The organism is Mycolicibacterium neoaurum (assembly GCF_036946495.1).
Lineage (GTDB): Bacteria > Actinomycetota > Actinomycetes > Mycobacteriales > Mycobacteriaceae > Mycobacterium > Mycobacterium neoaurum_B.
Genome location: NZ_JAQIIX010000002.1, coordinates 3499080 through 3518430 on the forward strand (window position 1 = coordinate 3499080; position 19351 = coordinate 3518430).

The following is a 19351-nucleotide window of genomic DNA, read 5'->3' on the forward strand; positions in this document are numbered from 1 at the left end:
CCCTGGATCTACGGGGCGACAGTGAGCCAGTCGGCGAATCCGGACGGGTCGTGGCGGCCCAACGCGCCGTGCTCGAACAGGCCCCAGCCCTCGCTGGTCGTTGCGCCTTCGCTGCACACCGCCCGCCCGACGTGGTCGATGACGCCGAAGCCGGATCGACCGATGATCGCGGGATCGGTCATATCGTAGGTGCGGCGCTCGGTGAAGTTCTCGCCCTTCCACACACCGTGGATCCAGTCCGGATCACCGCCGTACCCACCGCCGACGTGAATGGGCACCGGCAGTTTGGATTCCACGTCGAAACGTAACTGCGCGCCGGTGGCCGTCGTGGTGGTGATGGTGGCCCCGGTGGGGATGCGCGTGCCGGAACGGTAGTGGATCGTGACCTGTGGCCAGCCGAGCTGCTCGACGCGGCCGTCCTTGAACACCCTGGTGCAATCGTTGAGGGAGCGGAAACCGTCGGGCGCCTCCTGGATGATCATGACGATGGAGAATTCGTCGAAGGCCATCGGTACATAGAGCCACCACATGCCCTCGAACGGCGGGTCGGCGGGCCGACCCGCGGGTTCGGCCTCACCGATCGGACGGATGCCCCAGGATCGGTCGCGGGAGCCGATCCAGCTGGCGGGATCGACCGTGATGCGCTCGCCGTCGATATCGAGATGACCACTCCACGAACCCAATTGGGCAAAGCGTTGGGCATTCAAGGTCACTCGATTGCCCTGGCGCATCAGGTGCGGTTGTTCTTGCACCACGTCACACAGGCCGTTCCAGGTGAGATCGACGGCGATTCCTTCAGTTTCGTCCATGGTGATCCGCAACTGCTGCAACGGTTCGGCGACGTCGACCCGGTAGGAGTTGACATGCTGGTGTAGCCGATCCTGGTCGATGGCATCGGACAGGTGCACCGCGGTCTGGGTGTCGCCGCGGCGGATCAGGACGAAGGCGTCCTTGACGCCGAGGTTCGGGTAGTAGCCGATACCGGAGATGAGGAAGATGTCCCCGGTCCGGTCGTGTGCGTTGAAGTAGGACCGATCGTAGAAATTGCGGTCCGATGATCCCGGCCATGCGATCGGTTGCGGTACCTGGTGAATCGGGAACTCATCCATCGGTCCGAGCATCAGTTCTCCTCAAGCAGTCGTCGTAGCAGGGAAGCGTGGTAGAACGTCGACTCCACGTCGTCCGGGGCGTCCATCTCGCCGAAATGCACGCGGCGCGCAGTGGTACGCATGAACACGCAGCACCAGATCACCCCGGAGTAGATGTAGAACCAGCGCAGATCGCCGAGTGTCACACCGGTCAGCTTTTCGTAGGTTGCGCGCACATCGTCCTGGCGCAGGACATCCGGTAAGCCGGGAAGACCGGCAAGTCCGGCGAGTTCCTGAAAGACCATGTGCGCGAAGATGAGCCACGCGACATCGAGTTCGCGCGGGCCGACGGTCGCCATCTCCCAGTCGAGCACGGCGACCGGCCGGAAGTCTTCGTACAGCACATTGCCGACCCGCGAATCGCCCCACACGAGTACCGGTGTGCCGGATGCGGTATCGGTCGGGAAGTTCTCGTCGAGCCAGATCAGCGCCTGCTCGACAAGGGGGGACCGGCCGATATCGGCGACGGCGAACTCGTACCATTGCCTGAGCCAGCCGAAATGGCGACGCAGTGGTGATTCGGCCGGAGGGTCGGCTTCGGAGAGGAAGGAGAAGCGCTGTGCGGCATCCGGTATCGCGTGCAGTTTCGCCAGTACCTCGACCGTGGCGTCCTGTAGCTCGCGGCGGCGCGCCTGCGGCGCGTCGGCGAACCAGTTGCCCCCGAAGGTGTAGGGCATGACATCGGGCGGGACTTCGCCGGGCACGCGGTCCATCAGGAAGAACGGGGTGCCCAGCACCTCGCCGCCGTTGTCGATCCACCGCACCGTGGGCACGGGGACATCGGTGAGTTCGCCGACGAGCCGCATGAGGTCGAACTGATGGTCCAGTCGGTACGAGGAGAAGACGGGCACATCGGCCGCGGTGGGGGCCACGCGGGCCACCAGGGGATGCTCATCCTCGCCCCAGCGCGCCGTGAGCAGAATGGTCTCCGACGACATCCCGTTGGCGTCGACACCGCTTTCGAGGACGATCTGCGGTGCCGGACGCTCGGGTACCTGGGTTGCCAGCCAGTGCGACAGGACATCGGGCAGCGTGCTGGTATCGCGGGTGGAGCGCTGCAGACGGCTGACGTCCTCGACAGCCGGGTCATTGGCCACGATGCTTCCTTCCGATCCGAATTACGATACGCTGGGTAGCGTTATGAAATCAGACTTGCCATCGGTTGACAAGGGTGCCGGGCGGCCGCGTGACCCGCGGATCGATGCCGCCATCCTGTCGGCGACAGTGGACCTGCTCGTCGAGATTGGCTATGCCAACCTGACGATGGCGGCGGTCGCGGAGCGCGCGGGAACCACCAAGACGGCCTTGTACCGGCGGTGGTCGAGCAAGGCCGAATTGGTGCACGAGGCGGCGTTCCCGACGGCGCCCACCGCCCTGAACATGCCCGAGGGTGATATCGCCTCCGATGTGCGAGCGATGATCGCGGCGGCAGGCGCGGTGTTCACCAGTCCGGTGGTGCGGGCGGCACTACCCGGACTCATCGCGGACATGGCCGCCGATCCCGACCTCAACGACCGGGTGATGAGTCGGTTCACGGGACTGTTCGAGGTGGTCCGGTTGCGTCTGGTGCACGCGGTAGAACGCGGCGAGGTGCTCGAAAGCGTCGATCCGCAGCGGCTCATCGAATTGATCGGCGGTGCCACGCTATTGCGCATGCTGCTGACCCCGGGCCAGGAGCTCGACGATCACTGGGTGCAGCAGACCACGGCCATCGTGGTCAACGGCATCGTCCTGTGATCCGAGACCGATCGCCCCGACCGACCCCGATGTGCGACACCCCCGGCCGGCGCCATGCGTATGGTCGAGACGTAAAGGCTGTTTCGCCTCATCTGTCGAAAGGTGTGCCTCGTCGTGTCCGTGTTGTCGACCCCCTTGATCGCCGACACCCTGGCCCGGTTGTTCTCCCGGTTGGTGAATCCGAGCCCCAAGCAGGCAGTGCGCTTTGCCGATATCCCGGCCCGGGTCAGTACGGTCAGCATCCCGACCCGCCACGGCGAGACGGAGGCCGATGTCTACCGTCCCGACGGTGAACCCGACGGCGTGTACGTCAACATCCACGGCGGCGGTTTCGTCGTGGGACACCGCGAGCAGGACGATCCGTGGTGTCGGTTCCTGGCCGCCCGCGCCAACGTCGTCGTCGTCAACACCGACTACCTGCTGGCCCCCGACCATCGCTTCCCGATCGCCGTCGAGCAGCTCTACGACGTCGTCACCTGGGCCGGTGCCGCCGAACGGGACTGGCCGGGAGAGCGATTGTGTGTGGGTGGACAAAGCGCAGGGGGCAACCTGTCCGCTTCTGTAGCCCGGCTGAGTCTCATCCACGGCGGTCCCTCGATCGCCCTGCAGGTGCTGCATTACGCACCGCTGGACCTGGTGACCGCGACCGGACACAAGAGATCTCCCCGCGGTGCGCAGGCGATCATGAAACCGTGGATGGGTGAGATCTTCGACACCGCCTACATTCCCGACCGGCACCGCCGCCGCGACCCGCTGGCCTCACCGGCGTGGGGTGACAACGCCGACGAGATCGCCGGCATTGCACCGGCACTGGTCATCGCATGCGAGTACGACCGATTGCGTGACGAAGCCGCGGAGTACGCCAAGAGTCTCGACGCGGTGGCGGCGCTGGTCGACTATGTGGAGGTGCCCGATGTCGACCATGGATACAACATCATGAGCGACGCCGTCGACGTCACCCGCGGCATGTACGAGTTGATGGCCGGGCGGGTGCGCGACGCGGTGGGTTAGCGCACGAACTGTTGCGCGTCGTTCGCCAGGTCCAGCAGCGGCTGGGGGAGCGCGCCGAGGGCAAAAGTGGCCGCGGCGGTCACCGTCACCGCACCCATGGTGAAGACGCTCGGTGCCATCACCTCGGGCGCATCCGCGGGCGGATCGGTGAAGAACATCAGCACGATCACCCGTACATAGAAATAGGCGGCCACCGCGCTGGCGATCACGCCTACGACCACCAACGCGCCTGCCCCGCCCTGGGCCGCGGCCTTGAACACCGCGAACTTGCTGACGAACCCACTTGTCAGCGGGATACCGGCGAAGGCCAACAGGAACAGCGAGAACACCACGCCCACCACCGGATACCGCCGACCCAACCCGGCCCATTGCGCCAGTGAGGTCTCCTCCTCACCGTCGGCTCGGCGCACCAACCCGGCCAACGCGAACGCACCCAGGGTGCTGAAACCGTAGGCAAACAAATAGAACAGCGTTGCCGACACCCCGGCATCGTCGAGCGCGATGACGCCGGTCAGGATGAACCCGGTGTGGGCCACCGCGGAATAGGCCAACATCCGCTTGACATCGCTCTGACCGACCGCGGTGAGCGTGCCGACGACCATGGTGACGATGGCGATGATCCACATCATCGGTCGCCAGTCGGCCGCCAAACCCGGCAGCGCAACGTAGAAGATACGCAACATCGCACCGAACGCCGCGATCTTCGTCGCCGCCGCCATGAACGCCGTCACCGGCGTCGGTGCGCCCTGATACACGTCGGGGATCCACGAATGAAACGGAACCGCACCTACCTTGAACAGGATGCCGACCGTCAGCAATCCGGCACCCGCCAGGACCAGCGCAGGCCCGCCCGCGCGTTGCGGACCGTCACCGGCGATGGCGGCGGCGATATCGCCCAGCCGGAAGCCGCCGGCATAGCCGTACAGCAGCGCGATCCCGAAGAGAAAGAAGGCCGAGGCGAACGCGCCGAGCAGGAAGTACTTGAGTGCCGCCTCCTGTGACACCAGCCGCCGTCGTCGAGCCAGGCCGCACATCAGGTACAGCGGCAGCGATAGCACCTCGAGGGCAACGAACATCGTCAACAGGTCGTCGGCGGCGCCGAAGATCATCATGCCCGCCAATGCCAGCATCATCAGCGGGAAGATCTCGGTCTGCGCCACAACGGCTTTGGCGGCGATCTTCTCGGCCACACTTCCCGGTATCGCGGCGGCTTGCGGGGTGAAGCCGTCCAGTCCGCCACCTGCAGAGGCGGGGATGCGACGCTCGGCGGCCAGCAGTACCCCGAGGATGCCGATCAACAGCAACAATCCCTGCAAGAACAGGGCAGGCCGATCGACGGCCAGCGAGCCGACCGCGGCACTGTTGCCCGGGGAGGATCCCAGCCCCGCCGCCACCGACACCACCGCGACCAGCGCGGCGATCTGACCGCCCAGCGCCAGTAAGAGTTGGGTGCCGTAGCGCCGGCGGCGGGGGACGAACGCCTCCACCAGGATACCGGCCACCGCGACGCCGAGAACGATGAGAAGCGGTGCCAGCTGCCCGTATTCGATATGCGGCGCCTCGACGTTCATCGGCCGTTTCCTTCCGCGGTGGCGGGTGTCGGATCCTGCACGTCGATCGTGGTGAGCGTGTGGGTGACGGCGGGATCGATGACATCGAGCGCAGGTTTGGGGTAGATACCCAGCACGAGCAGCAGGGCGATCAGCGGTGCCACCACGATGAGCTCGCGGGGGACCAGGTCACGCACCGATTCGTTGCCGCGAGCCACCGGTCCGGTCATCATCCGCTGGTAGGTCCACAGGATGTAGATCGCGGACAGTACCAGCGCGAGCGCGGCGATGATCGCCAGCACCGGGAACCGGCCGAATGTGCCGATCAGCACCAGGAACTCACTGATGAACGGTCCGAGCCCCGGTAGTGAAAGGGTGGCCAGGCCCGCGACCAGGAATGTGCCGGCCAGCACCGGGGCCACCTTCTGTATCCCGCCGTAATGCGCGATGAACCGGGAACCTCTGCGCGACACCAGGAACCCGGCGATCAGGAACAGGGCGGCGGTGGAGATGCCGTGGTTGACCATGTACAGCGTCGACCCCGCCTGGCCCTGGCTGGTCAGTACGAAGATGCCGAGGATGATGAAACCGAAGTGCGATATCGAGGTGTAGGCGATCAGTCGCATCATATCGGTCTGGCCGATTGCGACGACGGCACCGTAGATGATGCCGATGACGGCCAGCGTGATGATCACCGGTTGAAACGTCTTCGTGGCATCGGGGAACAACTGCAGGCAGTAGCGCAGCATGCCGAAGGTGCCGACCTTGTCGACGACGGCCATCATCAGCACCGCGGTCGCCGGGGTGGATTCGACGGCGGCATCGGGCAACCAGCGGTGGAACGGCCACAGCGGTGCCTTCACGGCGAACGCGAACATGAAGCCGAGGAACAGCGCGTTGAGCACAGCGGGATCGACGGCGAGCTGACCGCTCTGCACGGCCGCCACGATCGCCCGGAAATCGAAGGTGCCACCGAGCTCGTCGAGGGTGACGACGTAGAGCCCGATCACCGCGGCCAGCATGATGAGACCGCCGAAAAGGTTGTACAACAGGAACTTCACGGCCGCGGCACCGCGATGTGCCCCACCGAACCCGCCGATCAGGAAGTACATCGGGATCAGCATGGCCTCGAAGAACACGTAGAACAGCAGCACGTCCAGCGCCACCAGCGAGATCAACACCATGCCCTCGACGGCGAGTGTCAGCGCGAGATAGGACTGGGTGGACCGGGCGCGATCGGCATGACCGTCGTTCCAGCCCGCCACGATCAGCAGCGGTACCAGCACCGCCGTGAGCACCACCAGGGCCAACGCGATACCGTCCAGGCCCAGGATGTAGCCCGTGCCGAAGCTCGGGATCCAGGGGTGGTCCTCGACGAACTGGAACTGTGGTCCGGCCGGGTCGAAACTCACGGCCAGGAGCGCCGCGACGGCCAGGACGGCCAGCGACACCGCGAGCGCGGCCCACCGCGCAAACACCTTGGAGGGCAGCAGGATCACGATCGCAGCGCCGACCAGGGGCACCGCCCACAGTGCGGTCAGCCAGCCGACCCCGTTCACCAGATCCTCACCATCAGTATCGCCCCGATCACCAGCACCGTGCCGGCCAGCATGGACAGTCCATACGACCGGGCGAACCCGGTCTGCCATCTCCGCAATCGTTGCGAGGCGTCGCCGATGACGGCGGCCAACCCGCGGGTTGCTCCCTCGACGACACCCTCGTCGATCTCGACCAGACCCGCGGTGACGCGCTGCCCGGGTCGCATCAAGAGCCGTTCGTTGAAGGCGTCGCCATAGAGATCGTTGCGGGCGGCGACGGTCACGGCCGAACCGGCCGGCGCGATCTCGGGAACGGGCCGGGTGGCGTACATGCGGTAGGCGAGCCCGATGCCGACCGCCACCACCGCCAGGATGATGGCCGTCATCGCCCACACCGGCATGATGTGGTGCACCTCGTGCACCCCGACCACGGGTTCCAGCCAGTGCTCCAGCCCACCGCCGACGGCCAGCACCGCACCGGCGCCGACAGATCCGAGGGCCAGGATCACCATGGGCGCGGTCATGACCGCCGGCGACTCGTGCGGGTGGGTGGTGTGCTCATCCCAGCGCCGCTCGCCGAAGAACGTCATCAACATCACCCGGGTCATGTAGAAGGCGGTGATCCCGGCGCCCAGCAGGGCGGCGCCGCCGAGCAGGATGCCTTTGACTCCGCCTGCCCCGAAGGCGGATTCGATGATGGCGTCCTTGGAGAAGAACCCGGCGAACGGGGGCACACCGATGATCGCCAGATAGCCGAGGCCGAAGGTGACGAAGGTGATCGGCATGACCGTGCGGAGCCCGCCGAACCGGCGCATATCGGTCTCGTCGTTCATCCCGTGCATCACCGACCCGGCGCCGAGGAACAACCCGGCCTTGAAGAAGCCGTGCGTGATCAGGTGCATGATCGCCACGGCGTACCCGGCCGGGCCGAGACCGGCCGCCAGCACCATGTAACCGATCTGGCTCATCGTCGAGGCGGCCAGTGCCTTCTTGATATCGTCCTTGGCGCAACCGATCGCCGCGCCGAACAGCAGCGTGACCGCGCCGACGATGGTGACCGCGACCTGTGCGCCGGGCGCGAGGTCGAACACCGGCCCCGACCGTACGATCAGGTACACCCCGGCGGTGACCATGGTGGCGGCATGGATGAGCGCCGATACCGGCGTGGGCCCCTCCATCGCATCACCGAGCCAGGACTGCAGTGGCACCTGGGCAGATTTGCCGCACGCCGCGAGCAACAACAACAACCCGATGGCGGTCAGTGTGCTCTCGGGGAGCCGGGCGGCCGCATCGAACACCCCTGCGTAGGAGACGGTTCCGGTCGAGGAGAACATCACCATCAGCGCGATGGCCAGACCGATATCGCCGACCCGGTTGACCACGAACGCCTTCTTCGCCGCCGTCGCGGCACTCGGCTTGTGTGACCAGAAGCCGATCAACAGGTAAGAGGCCAGCCCGACGCCCTCCCAGCCCATGTAGAGCCCCAGGAAGTTGTCGGCGAGCACCAGCAGCAGCATCGCCGCCAGGAACAGGTTGAGGTAGGCAAAGAAACGTCGGCGACCGGCATCCGCCCGCATATAGCCCACCGAATACAGGTGGATCAACGAACCGACCCCGGTGATCAACAGCACGAAGCAGATGGAGAGCGCGTCGACCTGCAACCCGAAATCCACCCGCAACTGTCCGACCGGCACCCAGGTGAACAGCGTCTGTGTCACGGTGCGGTCCTCGGCGGCCCGCCCGAGCAGGTCGACGAACAGCAATACGCCAAGGACGAAAGACCCAAGGGCGGTGGCGCATCCGAGTAGGTGACCCCACCGATCGGTCCTGCGGCCGCCGAGCAGCAGCACCGCCGACCCCGCCAACGGCAGTCCGATCAGCAACCAGCCCAGGGTGCCCATATCAGTTCTTCAGCAGACTGGCCGCGTCCACCGAGGCGGACTGCCGGGCCCGGAAGATGGCCATGATGATCGCCAGGCCTACGACCACCTCGCAGGCGGCGACCACCATCACGAAGAAGGCGACGACCTGACCGTCGAGGTTGCCGTGCATCCTGGCGAAGGTGACGAAGGCCAGATTCGCCGCATTCAGCATCAGCTCGACACACATGAACATCACGATGGCGTTGCGGCGCAGCAGGACTCCGGCGGCCCCGATGGTGAAGATCAGGGCCGACAGGTACAGGTAGTTCGCCGGGTTCATGATTCGCGCTCCCGCGATCCGCTGTTTCGCGGGATGAGGACCGAACTGACCGAGCTTGGTGCGGCGCTGCCGTCGGGCAGGCGCGCGGGCATGTCGACGGCGTTGTGCCGGGCGTAGACCCCGGGATTGGGTCGCGGTGTCGGATGCCCGCCGGGTGCGAATCGCTCGGTGGCCAGCTCGCGTTGCGTCTTGCGCCGGTCGAAGCGTTCCCGGTGGGCCAGTAGCATCGCGCCGACGGCAGCGGTGATGAGCAGCGCGCTGGTCAGCTCGAAGGCCCAGACGTAGCGGGTGAAGATCAGCACCGCCAGCCCCTCGACATTGCCTGTGCTGTTCGCCTGCGCGAGTCCGGTGAAGCCGCCCACGGTCCCATCGGCGACAGCGCTACCGATGCTACCGACCAACAGGACGCCGAAGCCAAGCCCGGCGACAATGGCTGCAACCCGCTGTCCGCGAAGGGTTTCCACCAGCGACTCCGAGGAGTCGACCCCGATGAGCATCAGCACGAACAGGAACAGCATCATCACCGCGCCGGTGTAGACGACGATCTGCACGACACCGAGGAAGACCGCGTCCTGGGCGATGTAGAGCACCGCGAGGTTGATCATGGTGACGGCGAGGAACAACGCCGAATACACCGCCTTCGGCGCGGCCACCACGCCGATCGCCGCTATCAGCGCCAGGGCGCCGAGAACCCAGAACACGACTGCTTCACCGGTCGAGGTCACCGTCATCGGGTGGTCTCCGATTGGCGTGCGAGTCCGTCGGAGTGGATGTTGCCGCGGTAGTAGTCCTCATCGGTGCTGCCCTCGGCCATGGCGTGTGGCGGCGCGGTCATGTCCTTGGTCAGCGGCGCCAGCAGTTTGTCCTTGCCGTAGATCAGGTCGGCCCGATTGTCATCGGCCATCTCGTAATCGTTGGTCATGGTCAACGCCCGGGTGGGGCAGGCCTCGATGCACAACCCGCAACCGATGCACCGCAGATAGTTGATCTGATAGACACGTCCGTATCGCTCACCGGGGGAGAAGCGTTCCTCGGCGGTGTTGTCGGCCCCCTCGACAAAGATGGCGTCGGCGGGACATGCCCAGGCGCACAGTTCGCAGCCGATGCACTTCTCCAAGCCGTCGGCGTATCGGTTCAGCTGATGCCGGCCGTGATAACGCGGCGCGACCGGCCCGGGTTTCTCCGGGTACTGCTCGGTGATCGGTTTGTGCAGCATCGCCTTGAACGTGACGCCGAACCCGGCAAGTGCGTCACCGACCTTGGACATCGGAGTACTCCTTCGGTTGCGTGCGCGGCGGACTCGGGATCGGAGGAATCGGGAAGGAACGCACCGCTTCGGGATCGGTGGGTAGCGTGAAGTGGGGGATGGCGCGCCTGCGCACCGCGCGCCGGATCATCACCACGACGGCCAGTACGGCGATCGCCGCACCGCTGACCGCCGCCGTCGTCCAGGACGGGGCGCCCTGGTTGCGCAAGGTCTTGGTGACCGAGACCACCACGATCCAGGCCAACGACAGCGGTATGAGTACCTTCCACCCCAGCGTCATGAACTGGTCGTAGCGCATCCGGGGCAGAGTGGCCCGCAGCCACATGAACAGGAACAGGAAGCCCCACACCTTCGCGACGAACCACAGCAACGGCCACCAGCCGGTGTTGGCACCGTCGATCAGGCTGAACGGCAGCGGCGCTTGCCAGCCGCCGAGGAACATCGTGGCCGCCAGTGCCGACACCGTCGTCATGTTGACGTACTCGGCCAGCATGAACATGGCGAACTTCAGCGAGGAGTACTCGGTGTGGAAGCCGCCGACCAGTTCCCCCTCGGCCTCGGGCAGGTCGAACGGGGCCCGGTTGGTCTCACCGACCATTGAGGTCACATAGATCAGGAACGACGGCAACAGCAATACGACGAACCAGGTGCTGTGCTGGGCGGCAACGATTCCCGACGTGGACATCGTGCCGGCGTAGAGGAACACCGCGACGAAGGACAGCGCCATGGCGATCTCGTAGGACACCACCTGGGCGCTGGAGCGCAGCCCGCCCAGCAGCGGGTAGGTCGATCCCGAAGCCCAGCCCGCCAGCACGATCCCGTAGACACCGATCGAGGTGACGGCCAGCACGTAGAGCACCGCCACCGGCAGATCGGTCAGCTGTAAAGCGGTGGTGTGCCCGAATACCGACACCTCACCGCCCATCGGGATGACGGCGAAGGCCATGATCGCCGGGATCACCGAGATGACCGGCGCCATCAGATAGATCGGCTTGTCCACCCCGGCCGGGATCAGTCCCTCCTTGAGGGCCAGCTTGATACCGTCGGCCAGGCTCTGTAGCAGCCCGAACGGACCGACTCGGTTGGGACCGAATCGCATTTGCATGCGACCCAGTACCTTTCGTTCGACCAGGATGGCCACCAGCACGGTGAGCAGCAGGAAAACGAAGATCGCGAGGCATTTCGCGAGCATCAGCCACCACGGGTCGTGGCCGAAGGAGTCCAGTGTCGGATAGGTCATACGGCCTCGATCCCGACGATCGTGCCCAGTGGCGCTTCGAGGGTGCGGTAGACCGCCGCGCCCGCCGTGTTCAGCGGCACCCACACCACCCGATCGGGCATCTCGGTGATCGCGACCGGCAGGTCCACGGTGCCCCGATCGGTGGAGATTCGCACCGGTTGCCCATCGGCGCAGCCGATCTCGGCGGCGGTGGCTGCCGACAGCCGGGCCACGGCCGGTCGGGCCGTCCCGGCCAGATGAGGTTCACCGACCTGCAGCCGGCCGCCGTCGAGCAGCATCCGCCAGCCGGTCAGTACCGCTTGACCGGGACCCGGCTGGAGCGCATGCGGCTGGGTGACCTGTGGCGCGGGCGGCCGCGGTCCGGTCCACGTACCCAATCGGTCGATATCGGCGCGGACGGTCGCGGTGTCGGCCAGACCCAGGTCGACGCCGACCTCATCGGCCAGTGCCGCCAGCACGCGCATGTCCGCGGTGGCCGATGGCGGTAACGCGGCCTCGAACGGTCGCTGCCTGCCCTCCCAGTTGACGAAGGTGCCCGATTTCTCGGCGACCGGCGCGACGGGGAAGACCACATCGGCGCGGTCGGTGACGGGGGAGTGCCGCAGCTCGAGGCTGACGACGAACGGGGCGGCGTCGATCGCGGCGGCCGCCGCCTGCGGATCGGGCAGATCGTCGATGTCGACACCGCCGATCAGCAGGGCCTGCAAGGCTCCCGAGGCGGCGGCGGCCAGGATGGCGTCGGTGTCGCGGCCCACGCCGGCGGGCAGGTTCTCGACATTCCAGGCGGCGGCCACCTCGGCGCGGGCCCGGTCATCGGTGACGGGCCGCCCACCGGGCAGCAGGTTCGGTGCCGCGCCGACCTCCAGTGCGCCACGATCCCCGGCGCGCCGCGGGATCCACGCGATCCGCGAACCGGTCGCCTCGGCCAGCGTGCACAGCGCCGAACAGGCTCCCGGCGAGGTCGCCAGCCGCTCACCGGCGAGGATGAGGGTGCCCGCCGGCAGGTCGTCGTGCATACCCGCCAGCGCGGCGGCCTCGGTTCCCGGTGCTGCCATGGCGAGAGTGCCGCCCATCTTGGCGAGCCCGCGGGTGGCGAACGGTGCAATCGCGGTCACCGGCAGTCCCCGCTTGCGGAATGCCTTGCGCAGCCGAAGGAAGACGATCGGTGACTCTTCTTCCGGTTCGAACCCGACCAGCAGCACCGCCGGCGCCGACTCGATATCGGCGTAGCCGACCGCCTGCGTCCGGCCGGCGACGGCTTGGGCCAGGAAATCGGCCTCCTCACTCGAATGCTGTCGGATTCGGAAGTCGATATCGTTGGTGCTCAGCATGATCCGGGCGAACTTGGCGTAGGCCCAGGCGTCCTCCATGGTGGACCGGCCGCCGACCAGCACCCCGGCGTTGCCGGCAGCGGCGGTGAGGCCGCGCACCGCCACGGCGATCGCCTCCGACCAGGACGCCGGGCGTTGACTGCCGTCGGGATCACGCAGCAGCGGGGTGTTGATCCGATCACCCTGGGTGGCGTAGGTGAAGGCCCAACGTCCTTTGTCGCAGTTCCACTCCTCGTTGACCTCGGGATCGTCACCGGCCAACCGGCGCAGCACCTTTCCGCGGCGATGATCGGTGCGCTGCGCACAACCCGAGGCGCAGTGTTCACAGACACTGGCTGAGGACACCAGGTCGAACGGCCGGGCGCGGAAGCGGTACGCGGTCCCGGTGAGGGCACCGACCGGGCAGATCTGCACGGTGTTGCCGGAGAAGTACGAGTCGAAGGCATCACCCTCGGCGATGCCGACCTGTTGCAGTGCACCGCGTTCCAACAACTCGATGAACGGGTCACCGGCGATCTGGTCGGAGAACCGGGTGCACCGCGCGCAGAGCACACAACGCTCGCGGTCCAGCAGCACCTGTGCCGAGAGGTTGATGGGTTTCGGATAGGTACGTTTGACATCGGTGAAACGGGAGTCCGCGCGGCCGTGTGCCATCGCCTGGTTCTGCAGCGGGCACTCTCCACCCTTGTCGCATACCGGGCAGTCCAGCGGGTGGTTGATCAGCAGCAGTTCCATCACGCCGTGCTGCGCCTTGTCGGCGATCTCCGAGGTCAGCTGGGTGCGGACCACCATGTCCGGGGCGACGGTGGCGGTGCACGACGCCAACGGTTTGCGCTGCCCCTCGACCTCCACGAGGCATTGCCGGCACGCCCCGACCGGGTCCAGCAACGGGTGGTCACAGAACCGGGGAATCTGGATGCCCATCAATTCGGCTGCCCGGATGAGCAAGGTGCCCTTCGGCACGCTGATCTGGTGGCCGTCGATGGTCAGCGACACCATCTCCACGGCGGTGGTGTCGTTGGCAGGTCCGGCGAGCGTCATGCCCGTGCCCCCTCTTTCTCGGCGAGCAGGCTGATGTACCCCCAAAAGTGGCCATGGCCGGGGGTACACGCGTCTGCTCGCGGGGTCATGGTCACCGGCCCGCCTCCGCGGTGGCGAACACCGTCGACGCGTGCGGGTCGAACGGGCAGCCCGACCCCAGATGAGCCAGGTACTCGTCGCGGAAGAACTTGATCGAGGAGATGATCGGGCTCGCGGCACCGTCACCGAGTGCGCAGAACGACTTGCCGAGAATGGCATCGGAGATGTCGAGCAGCGTGTCGACATCGGCGGCCGTGGCGCGACCGGTCTCCAGCCGTTCGTAGATCTGGGTCAGCCAGTACGTGCCCTCCCGACACGGTGTGCACTTGCCGCAGGACTCGTGGGCGTAGAACTGCGTCCACCGCCGGACCGCGCGCACCACACAGGTGGTCTCGTCGAAGATCTGCAACGCCTTGGTGCCCAGCATCGACCCGACCCCGGCTACCCCCTCGTAATCCAATGGCACGTCCAGGTGTTCGGCGGTCAACAGCGGGGTCGACGACCCGCCGGGGGTCCAGAATTTCAGGTCGTGGCCGGCCCGCACCCCGCCCGCATACTCGAGCAGTTCGCGCAGCGTGATACCCAGCGGCGCCTCGTACTGACCCGGTTGCGTGACGTGTCCGGACAACGAGTACAGCGTAAAACCCGGGGACTTGTCCGAACCCATCGAACGGAACCAGTCGACCCCGCCCGCGACGACGGCGGGCACGCTGGCGATCGACTCGACATTGTTGACGACCGTCGGGCAGGCATACAGACCCGCGACGGCGGGGAACGGCGGCCGCAACCGGGGCTGGCCGCGCCGGCCCTCCAGTGAGTCCAGCAGGGCGGTCTCCTCACCGCAGATGTAGGCACCCGCCCCGGCGTGCACCACCAGGTCCAGCCCTGCTCCCAGGTAACCGGCGTCGTAGGCCTCGGCGACAGCACCCTGCAACCGGCGCAGCACCGGCACCACCTCACCGCGCAGATAGATGAACGCATGTTCGGCGCGGATGGCGTGTGCGGCGATGATCGCGCCCTCGACCAGTGCATGCGGGTTGGCCATCAGCAGCGGGATGTCCTTGCACGTACCGGGTTCGGACTCATCGGCGTTGATCACCAGATACTTGGGCTTGGGGTCGTCCTGGTTGATGAACGACCATTTCTTTCCGGTGGGGAAACCGGCGCCACCTCGACCGCGTAATCCGGCCTCTTTGACCAGGGCGATGAGCGCGTCGGGATCCATCGAAAGGGCCCTGCGCATGGCCTCGTAACCGCCGCGGCGCTGGTAGCCGGCCAGCGTCCAGGAGTCGGCGTCATCCCAGCGCGCGCTGAGTACCGGAGCCAGCGTCACCGACGGTCCCCGTTCCTCGGCGGCACGTCTTCCGACGGTGCCGGGGCGGGCTGATCGCGCGCCGATTCCTCGGTGAGGCGTTCATCGTCCGGCTTCTCCACCCGGGCCGGAGTGCCGGACTCGGGTGCGGTGATACCGCGTTCGCGCGCGACGCGCAGACCCGCCAGCGTTGCCTGTCCCGGGGCACCGTCGTTGGCGCCGGGACGCTCGTCGGGAAATCCGGCGAGGATGCGGGCGGTGTCGGTGAACGCGCACAGCGGCGCGCCGCGACTGGGTGTCACCTGGTCGCCGGACCGCAGGGCATCGACGAGATCGCGTGCCGTGGAGGGTGTTTGGTTGTCGAAGAACTCCCAGTTCACCATGATGACCGGTGCGAAATCACATGCCGCGTTGCACTCGATGTGTTCCAGGGTGATGGACCCGTCCGCGGTGCTCTGCCCGGCGTGGACACCGAGGTGATCCTGCAGGACCTCCAGGATCGCGTCACCGCCCATGACCGCGCACAGCGTGTTCGTGCACACCCCGACCAGATACTTTCCGGTAGGAGTGCGCCGGTACATCGAATAGAACGTGGCCACCGCGGTCACCTCGGCCGGGGTCAGCGCGAGTTGCCGGGCGCAGAAGCCGATGCCGGCGGGGGTGAGGTAACCATCCTGCGACTGCACGAGGTGCAGTAGGGGCAGCAGCGCCGACCGGGCCACCGGGTACCGCGCGATGATCTGGGCGGCATCGGCGGCCAGTCGGGCCGTCACCTCCTCGGAATACGATTGGGGCCCAGCGCTGATCGGGGGTCCGGCCTCGTCGGGTCGCTGACCGAGCATGAGATCGATTGCTGTCACCTGAGGATCACCTGTCCACGCCTCCCATCACCGGGTCGATCGAGGCCACCGCCGATATCGCGTCGGCGACCATGCCGCCCTCGCACATCGCCGCCACGGCCTGCAGATTGGTGAACGACGGATCGCGGTAGTGCACCCGGTAGGGCCGGGTTCCGCCATCGCTGACCATGTGCACACCCAGCTCACCGCGCGGTGACTCGACCGCGACGTACACCTGCCCGGGCGGCACCCGGATGCCCTCGGTCACCAGCTTGAAATGGTGGATCAGCGCCTCCATGGAGGAGCCCATGATCTTGGCGATGTGCTCTGGTGAGTTGCCGAGGCCGTCCGGGCCGAGCTCCAGGTCGGCGGGCCAGGCGAGCTTCTTGTCGGTGAGCATCACCGGCCCGGGCCGCAGCCGGGATACGCACTGCTCGACGATGCGCAGCGACTGTTTCATCTCGTCGACCCGGATCAGATAGCGGCCGTAGGCATCGCAACCGTCATCGGTGCAGACGTCGAAATCGTAGGTCTCGTACCCGCAGTAGGGCTGGGCGCGGCGCAGATCGTGCGGCAACCCGGTGGAGCGCAGCACCGGGCCGGTGATGCCGAGGGCCATGCAGCCGGTCAGGTCCAGGTAGCCGATGCCCTTACTGCGGGCCTTCCAGATGTAGTTCTCGCGCAGCATCTTCTCCAGGTCACGTAGCTGCTCGGGGAGCACCTCCAGCAGGCGGCGTAGCTGCGGCATGGCCTCATCGGGCAGGTCGGCGGCCAATCCGCCGGGCCGGATGTAGGCGTGGTTCATCCGCAGCCCGGTGATGGTCTCGAACAGCGACAGGATCTCCTCGCGCCCGCGGAAACCGAAGAACATGGCCGACATCGCGCCCAGTTCCATGCCACCGGTGGCCAGTGCGACGAGATGGCTGGAGATCCGGTTCAGTTCCATGAGCATCACCCGGATGATGCTGGCGCGTTCGGGGATATCGTCGGTGACGCCGAGGAGCTTCTCCACTCCCAGGCAATAGGCCGTCTCGTTGAAGAACGGCGACAGATAGTCCATCCGGGTCACGAAGGTGACACCCTGTGTCCAGGTGCGGTATTCGAGGTTCTTCTCGATCCCGGTGTGCAGATACCCGATACCGCAGCGGGCCTCGGTGATGGTCTCGCCCTCGATCTCCAGGATCAGCCGCAGCACCCCGTGCGTCGACGGGTGTTGTGGGCCCATGTTGACCACGATGCGCTCGCCGGCGTGCTCACGCGCCGCGGCCACGACCGCATCCCAGTCCTGGCCGCCGACCATCACCACGGGCGGGTCTGTCTCTATCGTCATCAGTTGTAGGACCTCCGCTGGTCGGGCGGCGGTATCTGGGCTCCGTGGTATTCGACGGGGATGCCGCCCAACGGATAGTCCTTGCGCTGCGGGTGCCCCACCCAATCGTCGGGCATCTCGATGCGGGTCAGCGCTGGGTGCCCGTCGAAGATGATGCCGAAGAAGTCGTAGGTCTCGCGTTCATGCCAGTCGGTCGTCGGATAGACCGAAAACAGCGACGGCACATGAGGATCGGCGTCGGGTGCGGTGACCTCCAGCCGGATCCTGCGGTTGTGGGTGATCGACATCAGCGGATAGACGGCGTGCAGTTCGCGGTCCTGCTCGTCGGGAAAGTGCACCCCCGACACCCCGAGACAGAGTTCGAATCGCAGGGCAGCATCGTCACGGAGGATCTGGGCGACGGTCAGCAGGTGCGCGCGGCGCACGTCGATGGTGAGCTCATTGCGGAACACCACGACGCGTTCGACGGCATCGGTGAACCTGTCGCGGCCCAGTATCGCGATCAGGGTGTCGACCACCTCGTCGAAGTAGCCACCGTAGGGGCGCGGGGAACTGCCCGGCAGCGCGACCTCGCGGACCAGCCGACCGTAACCGGAGGTGTCTCCGGTGCCGCTGACACCGAACATGCCCCGGCGGGTGCCGATCACCTCCCGGTCATGCTCGGTCATGCGATTCCCTCGCAGGCTCGGGTCTCGCATGTCATCTGTCTGTTCGCTCCGCAAGCGTCGCTCATCGCAGCAGCCCGGTCAGTTCGATGGTTGTCGGCGATGCCAGCGCGGCCTGCTCGGCGGCGGCCACGGCCTCGGCGCGATTCACCCCGAGCGGCATCTCGGCGATCTTGGCGTGCAATTTCAGGATCGCGTTGAGCAGCATCTCCGGCCGGGGCGGACACCCGGGCAGATAGATGTCCACCGGCACCACGTGATCGACCCCTTGGACGACCGCGTAATTGTTGAACATCCCGCCCGAGGACGCGCAGACCCCCATCGCCAGAACCCATTTGGGTTCGGCCATCTGGTCGTACACCTGACGAAGAACCGGGGCCATCTTCTGACTGACCCGGCCGGCGACGATCATCAGGTCTGCCTGCCGCGGGGTCGCCGAGAACCGCTCCATGCCGAACCGGGCGATGTCGAAGCGCGGACCTGCAGTCGCCATCATCTCGATGGCACAGCACGCCAGGCCGAAGGTCGCCGGCCACAGCGAGCCCTTGCGGACATATCCGGCCACCTTCTCCACGGTGGACAGCAGGATGCCGCCCGGTAGCTGTTCTTCTAATCCCATGACAGACCACCTCGCCGCCAGACATAGGCGTAGGCCACGAAGACCGTGAGCATGAACAACAGCATCTCGACGACTGCGAACAGGCCCAACGAGTCGAAAGACACCGCCCAGGGGTACAGGAACACGATCTCGATATCGAAGATGATGAACAGCATGGCCGTCAGGTAGTACTTGATCGGGAACCGCTGTCCCGTTGCGATCTTGGCGTCCGCGGCCGGCAGCAGCGGTTCGATTCCGCACTCGTAGGCCTCGAGCTTGGCCCGGTTGTAGCGGCGTGGGCCGATCAACGTGGCGATACCCACCGAGACGATGGCGAATACCGCCGCGATCGTCCCGAGCACCAGAATCGGTGTGTAGACGTTCATGCCTGTGCCGCTCTCTCGGGGAAGTGTCGATGTGAGCTAGAACACAGCTTAGACACGTCAACGGTCGAGGCGCCGCATTTCCGATAGGATTTCGGTCAGCAGCTTCGGCCGCCCGTC

At 66.4% G+C, this 19351-nt stretch carries 18 protein-coding genes; 2 read left to right on the plus strand and 16 right to left on the minus strand.

Annotated features, from left to right (window positions below):
* Positions 1 to 8 precede the first annotated feature (8 nt).
* Both PGN27_RS22185 and PGN27_RS22190 read right to left on the minus strand, forming a co-directional pair.
* Positions 9 to 1121 (minus strand): Rv3169 family protein, encoded by a 1113-nt coding sequence (locus tag PGN27_RS22185; protein ID WP_335328045.1) that lies wholly within the window; start codon positions 1119 to 1121, stop codon positions 9 to 11.
* Positions 1121 to 2245 carry a phosphotransferase family protein gene (locus PGN27_RS22190; RefSeq protein WP_335328046.1) on the minus strand — a complete coding sequence of 375 codons (1125 nt, stop codon included), beginning with the start codon at positions 2243 to 2245 and terminating at the stop codon, positions 1121 to 1123. The genes PGN27_RS22185 and PGN27_RS22190 overlap by 1 nt, the downstream gene beginning before the upstream one ends.
* A 43-nt stretch (positions 2246 to 2288) precedes the next feature.
* Here PGN27_RS22190 and PGN27_RS22195 point away from each other — a divergent pair, with 43 nt between their 5' ends.
* Positions 2289 to 2885, plus strand: a complete 597-nt coding sequence (locus tag PGN27_RS22195) for a TetR/AcrR family transcriptional regulator (protein ID WP_335328047.1) — start codon at positions 2289 to 2291, stop codon at positions 2883 to 2885.
* Between the two features lie 114 nt (positions 2886 to 2999).
* The gene (locus PGN27_RS22200; RefSeq protein ID WP_335328048.1) at positions 3000 to 3896 is read left to right on the plus strand and encodes an alpha/beta hydrolase; all 897 of its coding nucleotides are present in this window, start codon (positions 3000 to 3002) and stop codon (positions 3894 to 3896) included.
* On the opposite strand, the gene nuoN is transcribed toward PGN27_RS22200, so the two are convergent.
* The 14 genes from nuoN to PGN27_RS22270 form a co-directional block, all read right to left on the minus strand.
* The gene (gene nuoN / locus PGN27_RS22205) at positions 3893 to 5467 is read right to left on the minus strand and encodes an NADH-quinone oxidoreductase subunit NuoN (protein ID WP_335328049.1); all 1575 of its coding nucleotides are present in this window, start codon (positions 5465 to 5467) and stop codon (positions 3893 to 3895) included. The genes PGN27_RS22200 and nuoN overlap by 4 nt on opposite strands.
* Complete coding sequence (locus tag PGN27_RS22210; protein WP_335328050.1) at positions 5464 to 7005, minus strand: NADH-quinone oxidoreductase subunit M; 1542 nt, start codon at positions 7003 to 7005, stop codon at positions 5464 to 5466. Before PGN27_RS22210 ends, nuoN begins: the two co-directional genes overlap by 4 nt.
* A complete protein-coding gene (gene nuoL, locus PGN27_RS22215) occupies positions 7002 to 8885 on the minus strand; it encodes an NADH-quinone oxidoreductase subunit L (RefSeq protein WP_335328051.1) in 1884 nt (627 codons plus the stop codon). The genes PGN27_RS22210 and nuoL overlap by 4 nt, the downstream gene beginning before the upstream one ends.
* A gap of 1 nt (position 8886) precedes the next feature.
* A complete protein-coding gene (nuoK, locus tag PGN27_RS22220; protein WP_019514398.1) occupies positions 8887 to 9186 on the minus strand; it encodes an NADH-quinone oxidoreductase subunit NuoK in 300 nt (99 codons plus the stop codon).
* The gene (locus PGN27_RS22225; protein WP_335328052.1) at positions 9183 to 9917 is read right to left on the minus strand and encodes an NADH-quinone oxidoreductase subunit J; all 735 of its coding nucleotides are present in this window, start codon (positions 9915 to 9917) and stop codon (positions 9183 to 9185) included. Before PGN27_RS22225 ends, nuoK begins: the two co-directional genes overlap by 4 nt.
* On the minus strand, positions 9914 to 10453 hold the full coding sequence (gene nuoI, locus PGN27_RS22230) for an NADH-quinone oxidoreductase subunit NuoI (RefSeq protein WP_335328053.1): 540 nt from the start codon (positions 10451 to 10453) through the stop codon (positions 9914 to 9916). The genes PGN27_RS22225 and nuoI overlap by 4 nt, the downstream gene beginning before the upstream one ends.
* Complete coding sequence (nuoH, locus tag PGN27_RS22235; RefSeq protein ID WP_335328054.1) at positions 10437 to 11693, minus strand: NADH-quinone oxidoreductase subunit NuoH; 1257 nt, start codon at positions 11691 to 11693, stop codon at positions 10437 to 10439. Before nuoH ends, nuoI begins: the two co-directional genes overlap by 17 nt.
* On the minus strand, positions 11690 to 14065 hold the full coding sequence (locus PGN27_RS22240; protein ID WP_335328055.1) for an NADH-quinone oxidoreductase subunit G: 2376 nt from the start codon (positions 14063 to 14065) through the stop codon (positions 11690 to 11692). Before PGN27_RS22240 ends, nuoH begins: the two co-directional genes overlap by 4 nt.
* 91 nt (positions 14066 to 14156) lie before the next feature.
* Positions 14157 to 15437, minus strand: a complete 1281-nt coding sequence (gene nuoF, locus PGN27_RS22245; RefSeq protein ID WP_335328056.1) for an NADH-quinone oxidoreductase subunit NuoF — start codon at positions 15435 to 15437, stop codon at positions 14157 to 14159.
* Entirely contained in the window at positions 15434 to 16258 is an 825-nt protein-coding gene (gene nuoE / locus PGN27_RS22250; protein ID WP_335328823.1) for an NADH-quinone oxidoreductase subunit NuoE, read from the minus strand. The genes nuoF and nuoE overlap by 4 nt, the downstream gene beginning before the upstream one ends.
* Positions 16259 to 16283: 25 nt before the next feature.
* On the minus strand, positions 16284 to 17585 hold the full coding sequence (nuoD, locus tag PGN27_RS22255) for an NADH dehydrogenase (quinone) subunit D (protein ID WP_335328057.1): 1302 nt from the start codon (positions 17583 to 17585) through the stop codon (positions 16284 to 16286).
* A complete protein-coding gene (locus tag PGN27_RS22260) occupies positions 17585 to 18253 on the minus strand; it encodes an NADH-quinone oxidoreductase subunit C (protein WP_418888633.1) in 669 nt (222 codons plus the stop codon). Before PGN27_RS22260 ends, nuoD begins: the two co-directional genes overlap by 1 nt.
* A 61-nt stretch (positions 18254 to 18314) precedes the next feature.
* On the minus strand, positions 18315 to 18869 hold the full coding sequence (locus PGN27_RS22265) for a NuoB/complex I 20 kDa subunit family protein (protein ID WP_019514407.1): 555 nt from the start codon (positions 18867 to 18869) through the stop codon (positions 18315 to 18317).
* Entirely contained in the window at positions 18860 to 19234 is a 375-nt protein-coding gene (locus tag PGN27_RS22270) for an NADH-quinone oxidoreductase subunit A (protein ID WP_335328059.1), read from the minus strand. The genes PGN27_RS22265 and PGN27_RS22270 overlap by 10 nt, the downstream gene beginning before the upstream one ends.
* Between the last annotated feature and the right edge of the window lie 117 nt (positions 19235 to 19351).